This is a genomic window from Microbacterium sp. CSI-V, from assembly GCF_001984105.1.
GTDB lineage: Bacteria > Actinomycetota > Actinomycetes > Actinomycetales > Microbacteriaceae > Microbacterium.
Window position 1 is genome coordinate 638,645 of sequence record NZ_MTQM01000009.1, and the last position, 15,658, is coordinate 654,302.

A 15,658-nucleotide genomic window follows, 5' to 3' on the forward strand; every position below is an offset into this window, starting at 1 on the left:
CGACGCAGCCGACAGAATGGATGCCATGCCTGCTCCCGTGACCCTCCCCCGCCTCTCGTGGGGCGATGTCGACCGCCCCGCCGTGCTCCTGGCCCACGGACTCGGGTCCGACGGCGCGCTCATGTGGCGCTTCGGGACGGCGCTCGCCGACGCGGGCCGGCACGCCGTCGCCGTCGACCTCCGCGGTCACGGCGACGCTCCGCGGGCCCTGGACTACACGCTCGCGGCGTACGGCGCCGACCTGGCAGCGACGCGCCCCGACCACGGCGGCGCGTGGGACGCGGTCGTCGGCCACTCGCTCGGCGGTGCCGCGGCGACCCTGGCCGCAGCCGCCGACCCGGACTGGACGCGGCGACTGGTGCTCATCGATCCGGCGATCCTGCTCGCTGACCGCGACCGCGACATCGTGCGGGCGAGCCAAGAGCAGGCGTTCGCCGACCCGACCGTCACCGCCGTCCGGGCGCAGCACCCCGACTGGCATCCCGCCGACATCGAACTCAAGGCGCGGGCGACCCGGCGGGCCAGCCGGTGGGCGATCGAGCAGACGAGCCTGCAGAACACGACCTGGGACGCCCGCACGGCCGCGGCGGCCCTCACCGTCCCCACCCACGTGATCGGTGCCGACCCCGCCGTCCACTCGATCTTCACCGGCCCCCTCGCCGACGAGGTGCTGCAGAACCCCGTCGTGACCATGTCGGTCGTGACGGGTGCCGGGCACTCCCCGCACCGCGATCGCCCCGACGAGACCGTCGCGGCTCTCCTCGCCGCGCTCGGCTGACGTCCCACGGCCGCGATGTCGGGCCGGAGGACCAGAATGGATGCCATGGCCTCCGCGTTCGACCCCGTTCGGTTCCTCCCCGACGACCTGCTCGCCCGACTTCGCGAACGCGCGCCGGTGCACGACCGCGACAACACGTTCCCGCACGACGACCTCGACGATCTGCGCGCCGCCGGGTACCTCGGCATCCTGGCCCCCGAAGAGCTCGGCGGAGCGGGCCTGTCGCTCGCCGAGGCCGCGGTGCTGCAGCAGCGGCTCGCCGGGGCCGCCCCCGCCACCGCGCTCGCGGTGAACATGCACCTGGTGTGGACCGGTGTCGCGAAGGTTCTGCGCGACCGGGGCCTCGACGACCTCGAGTTCGTGCTGCGCGGGGCCGCCGAGGGCGAGGTGTTCGCCTTCGGCATCAGCGAGGCCGGCAACGACCTCGTGCTGTTCGGCAGCGACACCGAGGCCGCACCCGACGGCGACGGCGGGTACCGGTTCACGGGCACCAAGATCTTCACGTCGCTCTCGCCGGTGTGGGATCACCTCGGTGTGCACGGGCTCGACACGACCTCCCCCGACGCACCCAAGATGGTGTTCGCGTTCCTCGACCGAGACGAGAGCATCGTCTCCCGCGACGACTGGAACACGATGGGCATGCGCGGCACGCAGAGCCGCACCACCGAACTGCACGGTGCCCACGCCCGGCCCGACCGCGTCGTGCGACGTCTCGACCCGGGCCCTCAGCCCGACCCGCTCGTCTTCGGCATCTTCGCGGTGTTCGAGATCCTCCTGGCCTCGGTGTACACGGGCATCGCGCGACGGGCGCTCGACCTCGCGGTCGACACGGCGCGGGCGCGCCGATCCAAGAAGACGGGGGCGAGCTACGCGGCCGACCCCGACATCCGCTGGCGCATCGCCGACATGGCTCTCGCGTACGACGCCCTGCCCCCGCAGATCGCGGCGCTGAGCGACGACGTCGACGCGCGCGTCGACCACGGCGCCCGATGGTTCTCGCTGCTCGCCGGACTCAAGCACCGCGCGGTCACCGCAGCGAAGAGCGTGGTCGACGACGCCATGCTGGTGGGCGGCGGGTCGTCGTACTTCGCGACCACAGAACTCAGCCGCCTGTACCGCGACGTGCTGGCCGGACAGTTCCACCCGTCCGACCCCGAATCCGCCCACTCCGCGCTCGCCACCGCCTGGCTCGGGCCGGTCGACGCGTGATGGCCCGCACCCCGACGGCGCTGCTGAGCCCCGCCGATCAGGAACGCCGGCGGGCGTTGCGCCGCATGAAGGGCGTGGCGCTCGGGGCACTCCTGGCCATGGCGGTCGTGTTCGCCGTGGCGTTCGCGTTCCAGCGCGACGTCGAGTGGCTGCAGTACGTCCGTGCCGCGGCCGAGGGCGGCATGGTCGGCGCGCTCGCGGACTGGTTCGCCGTGACCGCCCTGTTCCGGCGGCCGCTCGGGCTGCCGATCCCGCACACGGCGATCATCCCGCGACGCAAGGACGAGATCGGGCAGCAGCTCGGGGAGTTCGTCGAGACCAACTTCCTCGAGGGCCACGTCGTGCGCACGAAGCTCGAGGCCACCCCGCTCGCCGCCCGCGCCGGCGCGTGGCTCGCCGACCCCGCGCACGCCGAACGGCTCGCCGCCGAGGGCGCCGCCCTCGCCACGAGCGTGCTGCGCGCGCTCAGCGACGACGACGTGCAGGGCCTCATCGAAGACCTCGCGCGCGAGCACCTGCTGGAGCCCGACTGGGGTCCGTCGGTGGGCGGCTGGCTCGAGCGCGTCGTCGCCGCCGATGCGCACCACGGCGCGGTCGACCTGGCGCTGGACAACATCGCGGTGTGGCTCGGCAACAACCGGGAGACGTTCCAGGGGCTCGTCTCGCGACGCCTCCCCTCGTGGGTGCCGAGCCTCGCCCACCGCCTCGTCGACGACACCGTCTACCGCGAAGCCGTCGGGTTCGTGGATGCCGTCCGCGCAGACCCGCGCCACCAGGCGCGCATCGCGATCGACCAGTACCTGGCGCGACTCGCCGACAACCTCCAGCACGACCCGGCGACGAGGACGCGCCTGGAGGAGGCGAAGGCCTCGGTGTTCGACAGCCCCCGCGTCCGCGGCCTCGCCGCCGACGCGTGGAACACCGCGAAGACCGGCCTCCTGCGCTCGCTCGCCGATCCCGAGAGCGCCCTGCGCCGACGCGCGGCGGCCGCCCTCGCCGACGTCGGCGTGCGGCTGCAGAACGAGGAGTCGCTGCAACGCCGGGTGGACGGCTGGGTCACCGACGCCGCGGTGTTCCTCGTCGAGCGCTACCGGCACGACATCGCCTCGATCATCACCGACACGGTCGAGCGGTGGGATGCCGCCGAGACGACCGAGAAGATCGAGCTCATGGTCGGCCGCGACCTGCAGTACATCCGGCTCAACGGCACGGTCGTGGGCGCTCTCGCGGGTCTCGCCATCTTCACGATCGCGCACCTCGCCTGGGGGTCCTGACGCGCAGACGCGGAACGAAACCTCCTGCCGCGGCCGCGCACCGGTCGGTACCCTGAGCGCGTGAGCTTCGGTTCGGGGACGGAGTCCCTCTTCGTGTACGGCACGCTCCAGCTGCCCGAGGTGCAGCTGGACACGTTCGGCCGCCTCCTCTCCGGAGAGGACGACGTGCTGCCCGGGTACCGGCTGGAGTGGGTGGAGATCGACGACGACCGAGTCGCCCAGCTCTCGGGGTTGGACTCCCATCCGATCCTCCGCCGGACCGACGACCCCCGCGACCGCGTGTTCGGTCGGGTGCTCGCCCTCACCCCCGAAGAACTGGATGCCGCGGACGAGTACGAGGTGTCGCTGTACCGCCGCGTGTCGGTGCAGCTGGCCAGCGGCATCCGGGCGTGGGTGTACGTCGGCCACTGACGCCGCCCGCCGCGCGGGACACGCCGTCGACGTCAGCCCTCTTCTCGCGGGCCCCACCTGGATATCCTCATCTCGGATGACGGCTTCACCCCGCGCCAAGCGCGCTCCGCGTCCGACTCCTCCCTGGCAGCGAAGCGGAGAAACGATGATCCAACTGATCCTGGCCCGGCACGCCAAATCGGACTGGGCCGATGAGGGGCTCGACGACCACGACCGTCCGCTCAACGATCGCGGCCGACGGGACGCGCCGGCCATGGCCCGGTCGGTCCTGCGCCGCGGCGTGCGCCCAGAGGTGCTCCTCTCGAGCACCGCGGTGCGCGCCCGCAGCACCGCGGACGCGTTCGCCGAGGAGTTCGAGGTCGAGGTGACCGAGCGGCCCGAGCTCTACCTCGCCGAACCCGACGCCCTTCTGGATGCCGCCCGTGCCAGCGAGGCGCACGAGGTCATGCTCGTGGCGCACGACCCCGGCATGAGCGAACTGGTGTCGCGACTCGCCGATCGCGACGTGCGGATGGTCACGTCGGCCGTGGCGATCTTCACGTGGCACGAGGGCGACTGGAGCGACGTCGGGTCGACCGCGCCCGACGAGTTCGAACTGCTCACCCCCTGAGACGAGCTCGGGCCGTCAGACCGCGCCCGAGACTCCGAAAGCCCGCGCCAGGACGTCCTCCGGTCGGCCGTCGTCGTGTTCCGCCCACCAGGTGAGAGCCGCGCTCGCGACGGCGGCGAGCGCGTGGGCGCGCACGACGGCCGCGAGCTCGTCGGCTTCGGGATCGCGGCTGACGAGGAATCGGCGGGTCTCATCGGTCACCGCCGTCAATCGAGGATCCGCGCGCAGATCGAGCGCCGGGGTGGCGCGGATGACCCGCAGGCGACGGCGGGTGACCTCGATCTGTTCGTCGGGGAACGCCGAGGCGACGACGTAGGCGGACTGGAGGGCCCGCACGGCATCCCCGTCGTCGTCGGTCTCGAGCGCCGCCCGGAAGCGCGCGACGAACTCGTCGAGACCGCCCCAGACCAGCGAGGGCTTGCTCGGAAAGAGCCGGAACAGGGAGCGCCGGCTGACGTCCGCCTCGCGCGCGACATCGTCCATCGACACCGCGTCGAAGCCCTTCTCATCGAACAGTCGCAGGGCGACGAGCGAGACGGCATCCGGGGAGATCGTGCGCGGTCGACCGAGGGAAGAGGGCATGGCATCCTTTCGGCACTCAGTGCTATAACGGTGCTGACGCGCCTCGCGCCATCCGATCTCGAGGAGGAGTTCTCATGTCACCGTCATCCACCGGACGTTTCGCCGGCAAGACCATCATCGTCACCGGAGCGGGATCGGGCATCGGACGCGCCACGGCTCATCGGATCGCGCACGAGGGCGGGCGAGTCGTCGCCACCGACGTCGTCGAAGAGCGCCTCGACGCCCTGACCACGGAACTCGCGGGCCTGGACGTCGCCACGGTCGCGGGCGACGTTTCCTCCGCGGAAACGATCGACTCCCTCCTGGCTGCCGCGGGCGACCGCATCGACGGGCTCGCCAACATCGCCGGGATCATGGACGGGTTCCTGCCGCCCAGCGAAGTCGACGACGCGACGTGGGACCGTGTGTTCGCGGTCAACCTCACCGCTCCGATGCGCCTGACCCGCGCCGTCCTCCCCCGCATGATCGAGGCGGGGGCGGGCGCCATCGTCACCGTGTCGTCCGAGGCGGGGCTGCGCGGCTCGGCGGCGGGCACCGCCTACACCTCGTCCAAGCACGCCGTGATCGGCTTCACCAAGAGCGTCGCGTTCTTCCACGGACCGCAGGGGATCCGCGCGAACGCCGTGGCACCCGGCGCGGTCGCGACGAACATCGAGGCGCCGATGCGCAGCGCCTACGCCGGATCCCGGATCGGGCCGATCCTCCAGACGATCGTGCCTCCCGTAGCGCAGGCCGAGCAGCTCGCCGCCGCGATCACCTGGCTGCTGAGCGACGATTCCACGAACGTCAACGGCGCGATCCTCCCGAGCGACGGCGGCTGGTCCGCGATCTGACACCCCCACCCGGGTCGAGTGTCCAAGACACGCCGATAGCCGCGCCGCGCATCGGCGTGTCTTGGACACTGAAGCATCGCGGCCGGCGCACGCCGGCCGCCGCACGCGCCTGCCCACCCCGGCCCACGCGCCTCAGCGCGTCGCTCAGCGCACGACGAGGCGCGGTTCCACGAGCACGTGAGCCGCACCCGCCGTCGCGGGGCGCGGAGCCACGACCGTGCCCTCCTCGCCCATCAGCAGGTCGAGGGCACCGGATGCCACGCGCTCGGGCAGCTGCTCGACACTCGAGAGCCCGAGCGCCTCGGCGGCGGGGGTGTTGTCGAAGCCGATGACGGGGATGTCCGCTCGCCCGGCGACGGTCGTGGCCAGGTGCGCGCCGATCGCGAGCGAGTCGCTCGCGCAGACGATCCCGTCCACGTCCGGGTCGAGCGCGAGACCCTCGGCGACGACGTCGCGCGCGAGGGCGACGTTGTCCTCCACGACCCACCGCGGACCCGCGGCCGCCCCGACGCTCTCGCGCCAGCCGCGCTCGCGCTCATCGCCCGTGCCGGAGCCGCGCGGCCACCCCAGGAACGCCACTCGCCGGGCACCCCCGGCGCGCAGGTGCTCCGTGGCCGCGAGCGTTCCGGCGGCGCCGTCGACGTCGACCCAGAGGTGCGCGGGGGCGGCGACGTCGTCCTCGCCCCACGGGCGCCCGAACGACACGAAGGGCAGTCCCCGCTCGTTGAGCCAGCCGGTGCGAGGATCCCCGTGGAAAGTGCCGGTGACGACGACGGCATCCACTTCTCCGCCCTCGAGCAGGTCGCCGAGGCGGTCGATCTCCTCCTCCGCGGTGCGCGCGGCATAGAGGAGGACCCGCATGTCGCGCTCGCTCGCGCGCTCGGTGAGGGCGTGGACGAAGCGGTCGAGCACGACGCCCGCGATGCCGCCGGCGTACGGATCCAGGTGGATGCCGATGGTCGAGCTCCGACGCGTGCGCAGGCGCCTCGCGGCCGCGTGCGGGCGGTAACCCAGTTCGGCGATGGCCGCCTCCACGCGGATCCGCGTGGCTTCGCGCACGATCGCCGGCGTGTTCACGACGTTCGACACCGTCTGCCGCGAGACCCCCGCGACCCGCGCGACGTCTTCGACGGTGGGGGCTTTCGTCATCCCGTCCTCCCGGTGTCTCGACGGTCATCGTAGGTCCGGCGCGACGGCTTGACAGCGCGGCCCGCCGCTCCGTACTTTAGTCGGACCGGAGTTTGAACGTTCAAACTACCGACCCTCCGATCACATGCGGAGGGGTCGCATGCCTCATCGAAGGAGAGAGACACATGACACGGCACATCGCCCGCACCTGGCTCGGAGCCGGTGCACTCCTGGCCACCGGAGCCCTGACCCTGACCGGGTGCGGTTCGGGCTTCACCGATTCCGGCAGCGCCGAGCAGACCTCCGGCGGCTCGCTGTCGATCCTCATCGGCTCGTCGGGCGACGCCGAGACCCAGGCCGTCGAGGACGCCGTCGCCGCCTGGTCGAAGGAGTCCGGCGTCGATGCCCAGGTGCAGGTCGCGAACGACCTCCCCCAACAGCTCTCGCAGGGGTTCGCGGCCGGGTCGCCGCCGGACCTCTTCTACCTCGCCCCCGACGCCCTGGCCGGCTACGCCGCCAACGGATCGATCGCCCCCTACGGCGACGACCTCGCGAACAAGGGCGACTTCTACCCCTCGCTCGTCGACAACTTCACCGTCGACGGCCAGTTCTACTGCGCGCCGAAGGACTTCTCGACACTCGCCCTCGTCATCAACACCGACCTGTGGTCGGCGGCGGGGCTGACGGATGCCGACATCCCGACGACGTGGGACCAGCTGGCATCCGTCGCCCAGAAGCTCACGGCGGACGGACGCGTCGGTCTCGCGTTCGGCGCCGAGTACCAGCGCCTCGGCGCCTTCATGGCGCAGGCCGGGGGCGGGCTGCTGAGCGACGGCAAGGCCATCGCCGACAGCGCGGCCAACGTCGAGGCACTGCAGTACGTCAAGACCCACCTCAACGACGGCAGCTTCGCCTTCGCGTCCGACGTGGGCGCCGGATGGGGCGGCGAGGCGTTCGGCACCCAGAAGTCCGCAATGACCATCGAGGGCAACTGGATCACCGGCGCCCTCACCGCCGACTACCCCGAAGTGAAGTACACCGTCGCCGAACTCCCCGCCGGTCCCGGCGGCAAGGGCACGCTGCAGTTCACCAACTGCTGGGGCATGGCCGCCGACAGCAAGAACCAGGACAACGCCCGCGCCCTCGCCGAGTACCTCACCGGCACCGACCAGCAGCTCGCCTTCTCGAAGGCGTTCGGCCCGATGCCGTCGATCCAGTCGGCCGCCGATGCGTGGTCGAGCGCGAACCCGGACCTGACGGCGTTCCTCGCCGGGGCCGAGTACGCCCAGTTCCCGCCGAACATCGCGGGCGCGGCCGACGTCATCACCGACTTCAACGCCCAGCTGGAGTCGCTGAAGACCGGTGACCCGCAGTCGATCCTCACCACGGTGCAGGGCAACCTCGAGGCGATCGCCAAGTAGGCGCGACCGCCCATGACCGCTCTCACCACCGCGCCCCGCCGCGCCGGGTCCTCCTCCACGGGGATCCGGCGCGGCGAGGCCGCCGCCGGCTGGCTCTTCACCGCCCCGGTGCTGATCATCCTCGGCGTGTTCCTCCTCGTCCCGGTGCTCATGGCGCTGTGGGTGAGCTTCTCCGACTGGACCGGCCGCGGAAGCCCCTTCTCGTCGAACGTGAACTTCGTCGGCCTCGACAACTACGCCGCGGTGACCACCGGCGGTGGACTCGCCGAGCGCGACTTCGGCACGGCCCTCCGCAACAACGCCTGGTACGTCCTCCTCGTCGTGCCGCTGCAGACCGCGCTCTCGCTCTTCCTCGCCGTGCTCGTCAACCGCGCGGTGCTGCGCGGCCGCGGATTCTTCCGCACGGCGTTCTACTTCCCCTCCGTCACCAGCTCCGTCGCCATCACGGTGCTGTGGCTGTTCCTTTTCTCCACCTCGGGCGCCGTCAACGAGGCGCTGTCGTGGCTGGGGATCAACGGTCCCAACTGGTTCAGCGACCCGTCCGGCATCGTGCACAACGCCCTCGCGTCGATCGGCGTCGCGAACGGCCCCGCCGCCCTGACCGGGAACACGTTCCTCGGCGTGTCGTGGTGGGACTGGCTGGGCGGCCCGTCCGTAGCGATGTCGGCGTTCATCCTCATGGCGGTCTTCACGACGTCGGGAACGTTCATGCTGCTGTTCATCGCGGGCCTCCAGAACATCGGCGGCGACGTGCAGGAGGCCGCGATGATGGACGGCGCGAACGGGTGGCAGCGCTTCTGGCGCGTCACGCTCCCCCAGCTCCGACCCGTCCTCTTCACGGTGCTGACCCTCGGGCTCATCGGCACCTGGCAGGTCTTCGACCAGATCTACACCGGCACCCAGGGCGGCCCGGGCAAGACGACCCTCACCCCCGCGTACCTCAGCTACTCCTCGGCGTTCCTCTCTCAGGAGTGGGGCCAGGGTGCGGCGATCGCGTTCGTGCTGTTCGTGATCATCGTCGTCCTGACGATCCTGCAGCGATGGGTACTGCGAGAGCGCCCCGTCTCGCGTCGACGCGCGCGACAGTACGAAGTGCGCACCCCGAAGGGAGGCACGCGATGACCGCCACGGCATCCCCCGAGGTCACCGTCGCCGCCGAGCAGGTCGTCGGCGGCCCGCGGAGCAAGCCCGCGAAGCACCGCATGTCAGGCAAGGCGCTGCGCTGGCAGATCGCGCTCTACGCCCTGCTGTGCGTGCTCGCGCTGATCTACATCTACCCGTTCCTGGTCCAGGTGGCGACGTCGTTCAAGCCGGATGCCGTCGCCGCCGCCGACCCGATCTCGCTCGTGCCGCAGCCCTTCACGTGGGCCGCGTACGAACGCCTGTTCCTGCGGTCGGACTTCCCGGTGTGGTTCGCCAACTCGGCGGTCGTGACGGTGTTCGTGACCCTGGGGCGGGTGTTCTTCAACTCCCTCGCCGGTTACGCCCTCGCCCGTCTGCAGTTCCGGGGGCGCGGTCTGGTGTTCGCCGCCCTCGTCGCGGTCATGGCGGTCCCGGCGGTGGTGCTGCTCATCCCGAAGTTCCTGGTGATCAACCAGCTCGGCATCTACGACTCGTACGCGGGCATGATCCTGCCGCTGTTGGTGGATGCCGCGGGCGTGTTCATCATGAAGAACTTCTTCGAGTCGATCCCCCCGTCCGTCGAGGAGCAGGCGCGCATCGACGGGGCCAGCACGTTCCGCATCTTCTGGTCGGTCGTCCTGCCCATGGCGCGCCCGGCCCTGATCACGATCGTCATCCTGTCGTTCCAGGGATCGTGGAACGAACTGAGCCACTTCGTCATCTCCACCCAGTCCCCCGAGCTCACCACCCTGACCAAGGGCGTCGCCTCGCTCGCGAGCGGGCAGCTCAGCCAGGGCAGCCAGTACCCCCTCAAGCTCGCGGCCGCGGCCATCATGACGATTCCGGTCGCCGTGGTGTTCTTCGTGTTCCAGCGCCGCATCATGAACGCCAGTGAAGGAGCCGTCAAAGAATGACCACCGCACCCGCCGCCTCGACGGACGCGACGCCCACCCGCACCCCCGCCGACCCCGCGCCGCTGCAGCCGCTGCTCAGCGACGCCGTGATCGTGTTGCGGGCCCCGACGCAGGTGTGGTCCGACCGCGACGGTGCGGTGGGTACGGCCGCCGTGCACGGGATCTACCACGGCGACGTCCGACACGTTCGGTCGATGTCCGTCTCGTGCGACGACTCCGCCCTCGAGTGGATCTCAACCGCCCCCGACGGCCCCTCGCGGATCGTGTTCGGCGGGGTCCTGCGCGGCGTCGACGACACGACCCCCGATCCGAAGGTGCGGCTGCTGCGTGAGCGCAACGTGGCCGACGGGCGAGTGACGGAGACGTGGACGCTCCGCTCCCGCGTGGACGCACCGATCCGCACCACGCTGCGCCTGCGCCTCCAGCCGGAGTTCGCTCTGCTGCACGAGGTGAAGTCCGGGCACGCGCGGCCTCAGCCGACCGATGTCGCGATCGACGCGGGCTCGGCGCGCGTGTCCGCCGGTTCGCGGGGGCTCGAGTTCACCGCGGCCGGCGCTGACGTGGCATCCGATTCGGAGTTCGTCGAGGCGACCTGGGAGGTCGAGGTCCCCGCCTTCGGCGAGACCGCCGTGAGATGGGAGCTCGCGCTGCGCGACGACACGCTCGTCGTCGGTGGGGCCGCCGCTCCGGCGCGCTGGGATGCCGCGGCCGTCGCATCCCGCGTCTCCGACCCCCGCCTCGCCCGGTGGCTCACGACCGCGCTCGGTGACCTGGACGCCCTGCGTCTCGTGCTCCCCGACGACCCGGAGGACGAGTTCTTCGCCGCCGGCGCACCGTGGTTCTTCACGCTCTTCGGCCGGGATTCCCTGTGGGCGGCGCGCCTCGCGCTTCCGCTGGACCGCGACATCGCGGCATCCACTCTCCGCGTGCTCGCGCGACTGCAGGGGACGACCGACGACCCGCAGACCGCGCAGGAGCCGGGCAAGATCCTGCACGAGCTGCGCTCGTCGTCGCTGGAGATCCCCAGCGAGGGCATCTCCCTGCCGCCGCGGTACTACGGCAGCGTCGACTCCACTCCCCTGTGGATCTGCTTGCTCGCCGACGCGTGGCGCGCCGGGCTCCCCGCCGACGAGGTCCGGGCGCTGCTGCCGGCGCTCCGCGGTGCTCTCGGGGGGATCCGCGACAGCGGCGACAGCGACGGCGACGGCTTCCTCGACTACATCGACCGTCTCGGAACGGGCCTGGCGAACCAGGGCTGGAAGGACTCGGGCGACTCGATCCAGTGGCGGGACGGCACGCTCGCCGACGGTCCGATCGCCCTGTGCGAGGTGCAGGCCTACGCGTACGAGGCCGCTCTCGCCGGTGCGGAACTGCTCGAGGAGTTCGGCGACGACGGCGACACGGCCGACATCGCGTTCTGGCGCGAGTGGGCAGCCGACCTGAGGACGCGCTTCGCCGCCGCCTACTGGATCCAGACCCCCGAGGGTCGTTATCCGGCCGTCGCCCTCGACCGCGAGAAGCGACCGGTCGACACCCTCACGAGCAATATCGGTCACCTCATCGGCACGGGAATCCTGGATGCCGACGACGAGGCGCACATCGCGGAGCTGCTGCGGGGCCCCTCGATGTCGAGCGGATACGGCATCCGGACGATGTCGACGCAGGCCGCGGGCTACTGGCCGCTGTCGTACCACGGGGGCAGCGTGTGGGTGCACGACACCGCGATCGCCGTCCACGGCATGCGGCGCGCGGGACTGCTCGACCCGGCCCGCGCGGTCGTCGAGGAACTGCTGGACGCTGCCGAGGGCTTCGCGTACCGCGTGCCCGAGCTGCACTCCGGCGACCCGCGCTCCGAGACGTCGGTTCCGACGCCGTATCCCGCCGCCTGCCGCCCGCAGGCCTGGTCGGCGGCGGCCGCGGTGGTGTGCCTCACGGTGCTCGGTGCCGCGGACTGACGCGTTCGGTGTCCAGGACACGCGGATGCCGCTCCGGCGCGTCGGCGTGTCTTGGACACCGAGTCTTCTTGGCGGGATCGGGCGCGGCGAGGAAGCGCCCGGCCGCAGCGCGTCGTGTCAGGCGACGGGCACGACCGTGCCGCCGGTCAGCCGCACCAGCTCGTCGAAGGTCAGCGGGAACACCGTCTGCGGGGTCCCTCCGGCAGCCCAGATCCGCGGGTAGGCCGCGAGGTCTTCGTCGACGATCGTCGTCAGAGGCGCGGGATGCCCGGTCGGGGCGACCCCGCCGATCGGCTGACCAGTCGCGGCGAGGACCTGTTCGGGCGTCGCCCGACGGATGCCACCGCGCCCGAGCCGGGCCGCGAGTGCCGCCGTGTCGACGCGGTGCGCGCCGCTGGTCATCACGAGCAGCGGTTCACCGTCGCTCCAGAACACGAGGCTGTTCGCGATCGCGCCGACCTCGACGCCGAGCGCCTCGGCGGCGAGGACCGCGGTGTGCGCGGCGGCGGGGAGGACGACGATCTCCCCCGTGATCCCGGCGCGCTCCAGCGCGGCGGCGACGAGGCGGCTGCGGGCGGAAAGCGACTCGCTCATCGCGCCAGCATAGGGTGCTCGCCCCTGCCGCCTCGGCGCGTCAGAATGGACGTGGATGCCGCAACGCCGCGGCATCCACGACAGAGCCGCCCACAAGGCGACCGACCAAAGGATCGCGATGACCAACGCCCTTCCCCTGCCCGATTTCGCCCACGAGCGCGTGGAGGCGGTGACGGGACGCCGGAGCGGCCTGTTCATCGCCGTCGCGCTGCACTCCTCGGTGCTCGGCTCCGCTCTCGGCGGCGCCCGCCTCTGGACGTACCCGCACTGGAACGACGCCCTCGGCGACGCCCTGCGCCTGTCGGCCGCGATGACGTTGAAGAACGCCGCGGCCGGTCTCGACGCGGGCGGCGGGAAATCGGTCATCGGTCTCCCCGAGGGGACCGTGCTCGACGCCGATCGCCGTCGCGCCGCTTTCCTCGACCTCGGCGACGCGGTCGAGAGCCTGGGGGGCCTGTACCGGACCGCGGAAGACGTGGGCTCCACCACGGAGGACATGCTCGTCGTGAGCGAGCGCACCGCGCACGTGGTCGGGCTCCCCGACGCGGTCGGCGGATCGGGAGAGCCGGCGGGACCCACGAGCCTCGGCGTGTACGCGTCGCTCATGGCGACTCTCGAGCGCGCCACCGGATCGGGCGACGTCAGCGGTCGGCGCATCACCGTCGCCGGTCTCGGGCAGGTGGGAGGCCGTCTGGCCGCGCGCCTCGCCACCGAGGGGGCGGTGCTCACCGTCACCGACGTCAACCCCGCCAAGCGGGCTCTGGCCGCCGAGCTCGGCGCCGCGTGGGTCGAGCCGGGCGAGGTGCACCTCGTGCCCGCCGATGTGTTCGTGCCGGCCGGGATCGGCGGCGTCCTGACTGACGACGTCATCGACGCGCTCGACGCGCGCGCGGTGTGCGGTCCCGCCAACAACCCGCTCGCCGACCGTTCCGGAGCCGACCGACTCGCCGCCCGCGGCGTGCTCTACGCCCCCGACTTCGTGGTGAACGCCGGCGGTGTCATCTACCTCGACCTCGTGGCCAAGCGTCTCGGCTCGCGCGACGAGATCATGGGCCGCGTCGCGGGGATCGGCGACACGCTGCGCCGCGTGTTCGATGAGGCGGAGTCCCGCGGCGTGACGCCGCTCGCGGCAGCCGAGGGCCTCGCCGCCGAACGCCTGCGCGTGGGCGCCGCATCCGACGCCCTGGTCTGATCCGCACCGGAAACACGGAAGGACCCCGGATGCCACGGCATCCGGGGTCCTTCTCTGCTCTCAGTGGGCTGCGTCGTACGCCTCGAGAACCGTCGCGGAGATGCGCCCCCGCGCATTGATCGAATAGCCGTTCTCTTCGGCCCACGCACGCACGTCGCCGAGGTCGCGCGCGGATTCCGAACGAGTCTTCGTCGCCCGTCGAGCGGGGGCGGGGACGGAACCGAGTCCACGGCCGGCGGAGACGAAGGGCTCGAACGCGGCGCGGAGCTTCGCCGCATTCTCCGGAGAGAGATCGATTTCGTACGCACGCCCCTCGACCGAGAAATGAATCGTGGTCCCGTCGTCGATGACCGATCCGTCGAGATCGTCGATGAGTTGCGTGATCTGCTTTTTCGCCATGGTTCGCATTCTATGACCCGAGCATGACCATATTCAGTGAAGGATGCGTGACTTCACCCGGGTGATAACCCCACCGAACTGGTCAGTCATTCGGGGAAGAACGCGGTTCTCCACCCTCGATCGCCGTGATCCGATGGTCTTCGCCATGCGACAGTTCGTGCGACAGAAAGTCCGCGTCGAGCGGAAGGCGAAGCGCGAACTGCGCGAATGCGGAAACCCGCAGAAGTGCGTCGTCGACGGTCACGTCCAGGACATGACCACCCATCTGGCGGTCGTCGCTGAGGAAATGCAGATGCAGCGCCGCGACCGTGATGCCCTGGTAGATACGGGGCATCCAGAACCCGACGACGACACCGGCGATGCCGGAGACCTCCGTCTCGATCTGCTCCGCCGCGACCTCCGCCAGCGGCCGGAGCGGCGGCTCCTGCCGAGCGGTGACGCGGGTGCGGATCCGCGCCATCGCTCCGTCGATCCGGACGGCGTGGAACAGGTTCCGGCTGAGGAGTCGCGCCTCGACCGCGGAGGTCAGGCCGGCGAGGTCCACGCCCCGCAGAGCCTCGCCGGGGCTGTCGCCGAGCGTGCACACGTCCACGAACGGCAGAATTTCGTCCGCTCGCATACGCCGGGGAGGCACCCCCGCCGTGCACTCGAACGCCTCGCCGTCGATGACGAGGACTTCTCCGCCGAGCCCCTCGCAGCAGCCGATTCCGGTATCGCCCCACCCGAGCATCTCGGAGACGGAGACGCCGGAGGAGTACACACCGCCCAGGAGGGCGTCGAGCACCGCGAATTGCGTCACCGCTCCCGGACGCAGCGGAGTTCCGCCTTCGCCCCGGACCGGTTCGGCATTCTCAGGAATTGGCGGCGCCGTAGGCCTCGAGGACCGAAGCAGGAATACGACCGCGGTCGCTCACGGTGTGTCCGTTCGCACGAGCCCATTCGCGGACGGCAGCGAGATCGATATCGCTGGAACGGCGCGCGGAGCGCGCGCGGCGCGGCGCCGAGGTGGTCCGGCCGGCCGGGCGGGCGGCGTCGACGAACGGCGCGACGGCCGCGTAGAACTTGTCGGCATTCCGGTCGGACAGGTCGATTTCGTACGACCGGCCTTCGACCGAGAAAGTGATCTGCTTTCCGTCGCCCTCTTCGAGGACGGTTCCGTCGAGATCGTCAACCAGATGCGTGATGTGCTTAATTGCCATGGTGAGAGAACCATACACCTTTTCCCTATTCACCCCC

Annotated in this window: 17 protein-coding genes; 11 read left to right on the forward strand and 6 right to left on the reverse strand. The window is 71.3% G+C overall.

Annotated elements, in window-relative coordinates:
* The first annotated feature begins 25 nt into the window (after nucleotides 1–25).
* From CSIV_RS13810 to CSIV_RS13830, 5 genes are all read left to right on the forward strand, one after another.
* On the forward strand, nucleotides 26–778 hold the full coding sequence (locus tag CSIV_RS13810; RefSeq protein WP_077051944.1) for an alpha/beta fold hydrolase: 753 nt from the start codon (nucleotides 26–28) through the stop codon (nucleotides 776–778).
* A 45-nt stretch (nucleotides 779–823) separates the two neighbouring features.
* On the forward strand, nucleotides 824–1,987 hold the full coding sequence (locus CSIV_RS13815; protein WP_139340712.1) for an acyl-CoA dehydrogenase family protein: 1,164 nt from the start codon (nucleotides 824–826) through the stop codon (nucleotides 1,985–1,987).
* A complete protein-coding gene (locus tag CSIV_RS13820) occupies nucleotides 1,987–3,261 on the forward strand; it encodes a DUF445 domain-containing protein (protein WP_077051946.1) in 1,275 nt (424 codons plus the stop codon). The genes CSIV_RS13815 and CSIV_RS13820 overlap by 1 nt, the downstream gene beginning before the upstream one ends.
* A gap of 60 nt (nucleotides 3,262–3,321) precedes the next feature.
* On the forward strand, nucleotides 3,322–3,672 hold the full coding sequence (locus CSIV_RS13825; RefSeq protein WP_077051947.1) for a gamma-glutamylcyclotransferase family protein: 351 nt from the start codon (nucleotides 3,322–3,324) through the stop codon (nucleotides 3,670–3,672).
* Nucleotides 3,673–3,817: 145 nt separating this feature from the next.
* A complete protein-coding gene (locus CSIV_RS13830; RefSeq protein ID WP_077051948.1) occupies nucleotides 3,818–4,282 on the forward strand; it encodes a SixA phosphatase family protein in 465 nt (154 codons plus the stop codon).
* 15 nt (nucleotides 4,283–4,297) lie between these two features.
* Here the strand turns inward: CSIV_RS13830 and CSIV_RS13835 are convergent, their stop codons facing one another.
* Nucleotides 4,298–4,864 carry a TetR family transcriptional regulator gene (locus tag CSIV_RS13835; protein WP_077051949.1) on the reverse strand — a complete coding sequence of 189 codons (567 nt, stop codon included), beginning with the start codon at nucleotides 4,862–4,864 and terminating at the stop codon, nucleotides 4,298–4,300.
* A gap of 74 nt (nucleotides 4,865–4,938) precedes the next feature.
* Between CSIV_RS13835 and CSIV_RS13840 the strand changes: the two genes are divergently transcribed.
* Nucleotides 4,939–5,697: an SDR family NAD(P)-dependent oxidoreductase gene (locus CSIV_RS13840; RefSeq protein WP_077051950.1), complete on the forward strand. Its 759-nt coding sequence runs from the start codon at nucleotides 4,939–4,941 to the stop codon at nucleotides 5,695–5,697.
* 144 nt (nucleotides 5,698–5,841) lie between these two features.
* On the opposite strand, the gene CSIV_RS13845 is transcribed toward CSIV_RS13840, so the two are convergent.
* Nucleotides 5,842–6,846 (reverse strand): LacI family DNA-binding transcriptional regulator, encoded by a 1,005-nt coding sequence (locus tag CSIV_RS13845; protein WP_077051951.1) that lies wholly within the window; start codon nucleotides 6,844–6,846, stop codon nucleotides 5,842–5,844.
* A gap of 164 nt (nucleotides 6,847–7,010) precedes the next feature.
* Between CSIV_RS13845 and CSIV_RS13850 the strand changes: the two genes are divergently transcribed.
* The 4 genes from CSIV_RS13850 (at nucleotide 7,011) to CSIV_RS13865 (ending at nucleotide 12,237) form a co-directional block, all read left to right on the forward strand.
* Nucleotides 7,011–8,246 carry a sugar ABC transporter substrate-binding protein gene (locus tag CSIV_RS13850; protein ID WP_077051952.1) on the forward strand — a complete coding sequence of 412 codons (1,236 nt, stop codon included), beginning with the start codon at nucleotides 7,011–7,013 and terminating at the stop codon, nucleotides 8,244–8,246.
* A gap of 12 nt (nucleotides 8,247–8,258) precedes the next feature.
* Entirely contained in the window at nucleotides 8,259–9,368 is a 1,110-nt protein-coding gene (locus tag CSIV_RS13855) for a carbohydrate ABC transporter permease (protein ID WP_077051953.1), read from the forward strand.
* A gap of 80 nt (nucleotides 9,369–9,448) precedes the next feature.
* Nucleotides 9,449–10,282: a carbohydrate ABC transporter permease gene (locus CSIV_RS13860; RefSeq protein ID WP_237488686.1), complete on the forward strand. Its 834-nt coding sequence runs from the start codon at nucleotides 9,449–9,451 to the stop codon at nucleotides 10,280–10,282.
* Nucleotides 10,279–12,237 (forward strand): glycogen debranching N-terminal domain-containing protein, encoded by a 1,959-nt coding sequence (locus CSIV_RS13865; RefSeq protein ID WP_077051955.1) that lies wholly within the window; start codon nucleotides 10,279–10,281, stop codon nucleotides 12,235–12,237. The genes CSIV_RS13860 and CSIV_RS13865 overlap by 4 nt, the downstream gene beginning before the upstream one ends.
* Nucleotides 12,238–12,354: 117 nt before the next feature.
* On the opposite strand, the gene CSIV_RS13870 is transcribed toward CSIV_RS13865, so the two are convergent.
* Nucleotides 12,355–12,831, reverse strand: a complete 477-nt coding sequence (locus CSIV_RS13870) for a YbaK/EbsC family protein (RefSeq protein WP_077051956.1) — start codon at nucleotides 12,829–12,831, stop codon at nucleotides 12,355–12,357.
* 118 nt (nucleotides 12,832–12,949) lie between these two features.
* Here CSIV_RS13870 and CSIV_RS13875 point away from each other — a divergent pair, with 118 nt between their 5' ends.
* On the forward strand, nucleotides 12,950–14,023 hold the full coding sequence (locus CSIV_RS13875; RefSeq protein ID WP_077051957.1) for a Glu/Leu/Phe/Val dehydrogenase family protein: 1,074 nt from the start codon (nucleotides 12,950–12,952) through the stop codon (nucleotides 14,021–14,023).
* Between the two features lie 60 nt (nucleotides 14,024–14,083).
* On the opposite strand, the gene CSIV_RS13880 is transcribed toward CSIV_RS13875, so the two are convergent.
* From CSIV_RS13880 to CSIV_RS13890, 3 genes are all read right to left on the reverse strand, one after another.
* Nucleotides 14,084–14,422 (reverse strand): histone-like nucleoid-structuring protein Lsr2, encoded by a 339-nt coding sequence (locus CSIV_RS13880; RefSeq protein WP_077051958.1) that lies wholly within the window; start codon nucleotides 14,420–14,422, stop codon nucleotides 14,084–14,086.
* Between the two features lie 82 nt (nucleotides 14,423–14,504).
* Nucleotides 14,505–15,221, reverse strand: a complete 717-nt coding sequence (locus CSIV_RS13885) for an acetolactate decarboxylase (RefSeq protein WP_238592385.1) — start codon at nucleotides 15,219–15,221, stop codon at nucleotides 14,505–14,507.
* 52 nt (nucleotides 15,222–15,273) lie between these two features.
* A complete protein-coding gene (locus CSIV_RS13890) occupies nucleotides 15,274–15,639 on the reverse strand; it encodes a histone-like nucleoid-structuring protein Lsr2 (RefSeq protein ID WP_442922930.1) in 366 nt (121 codons plus the stop codon).
* Nucleotides 15,640–15,658: the final 19 nt, after the last annotated feature.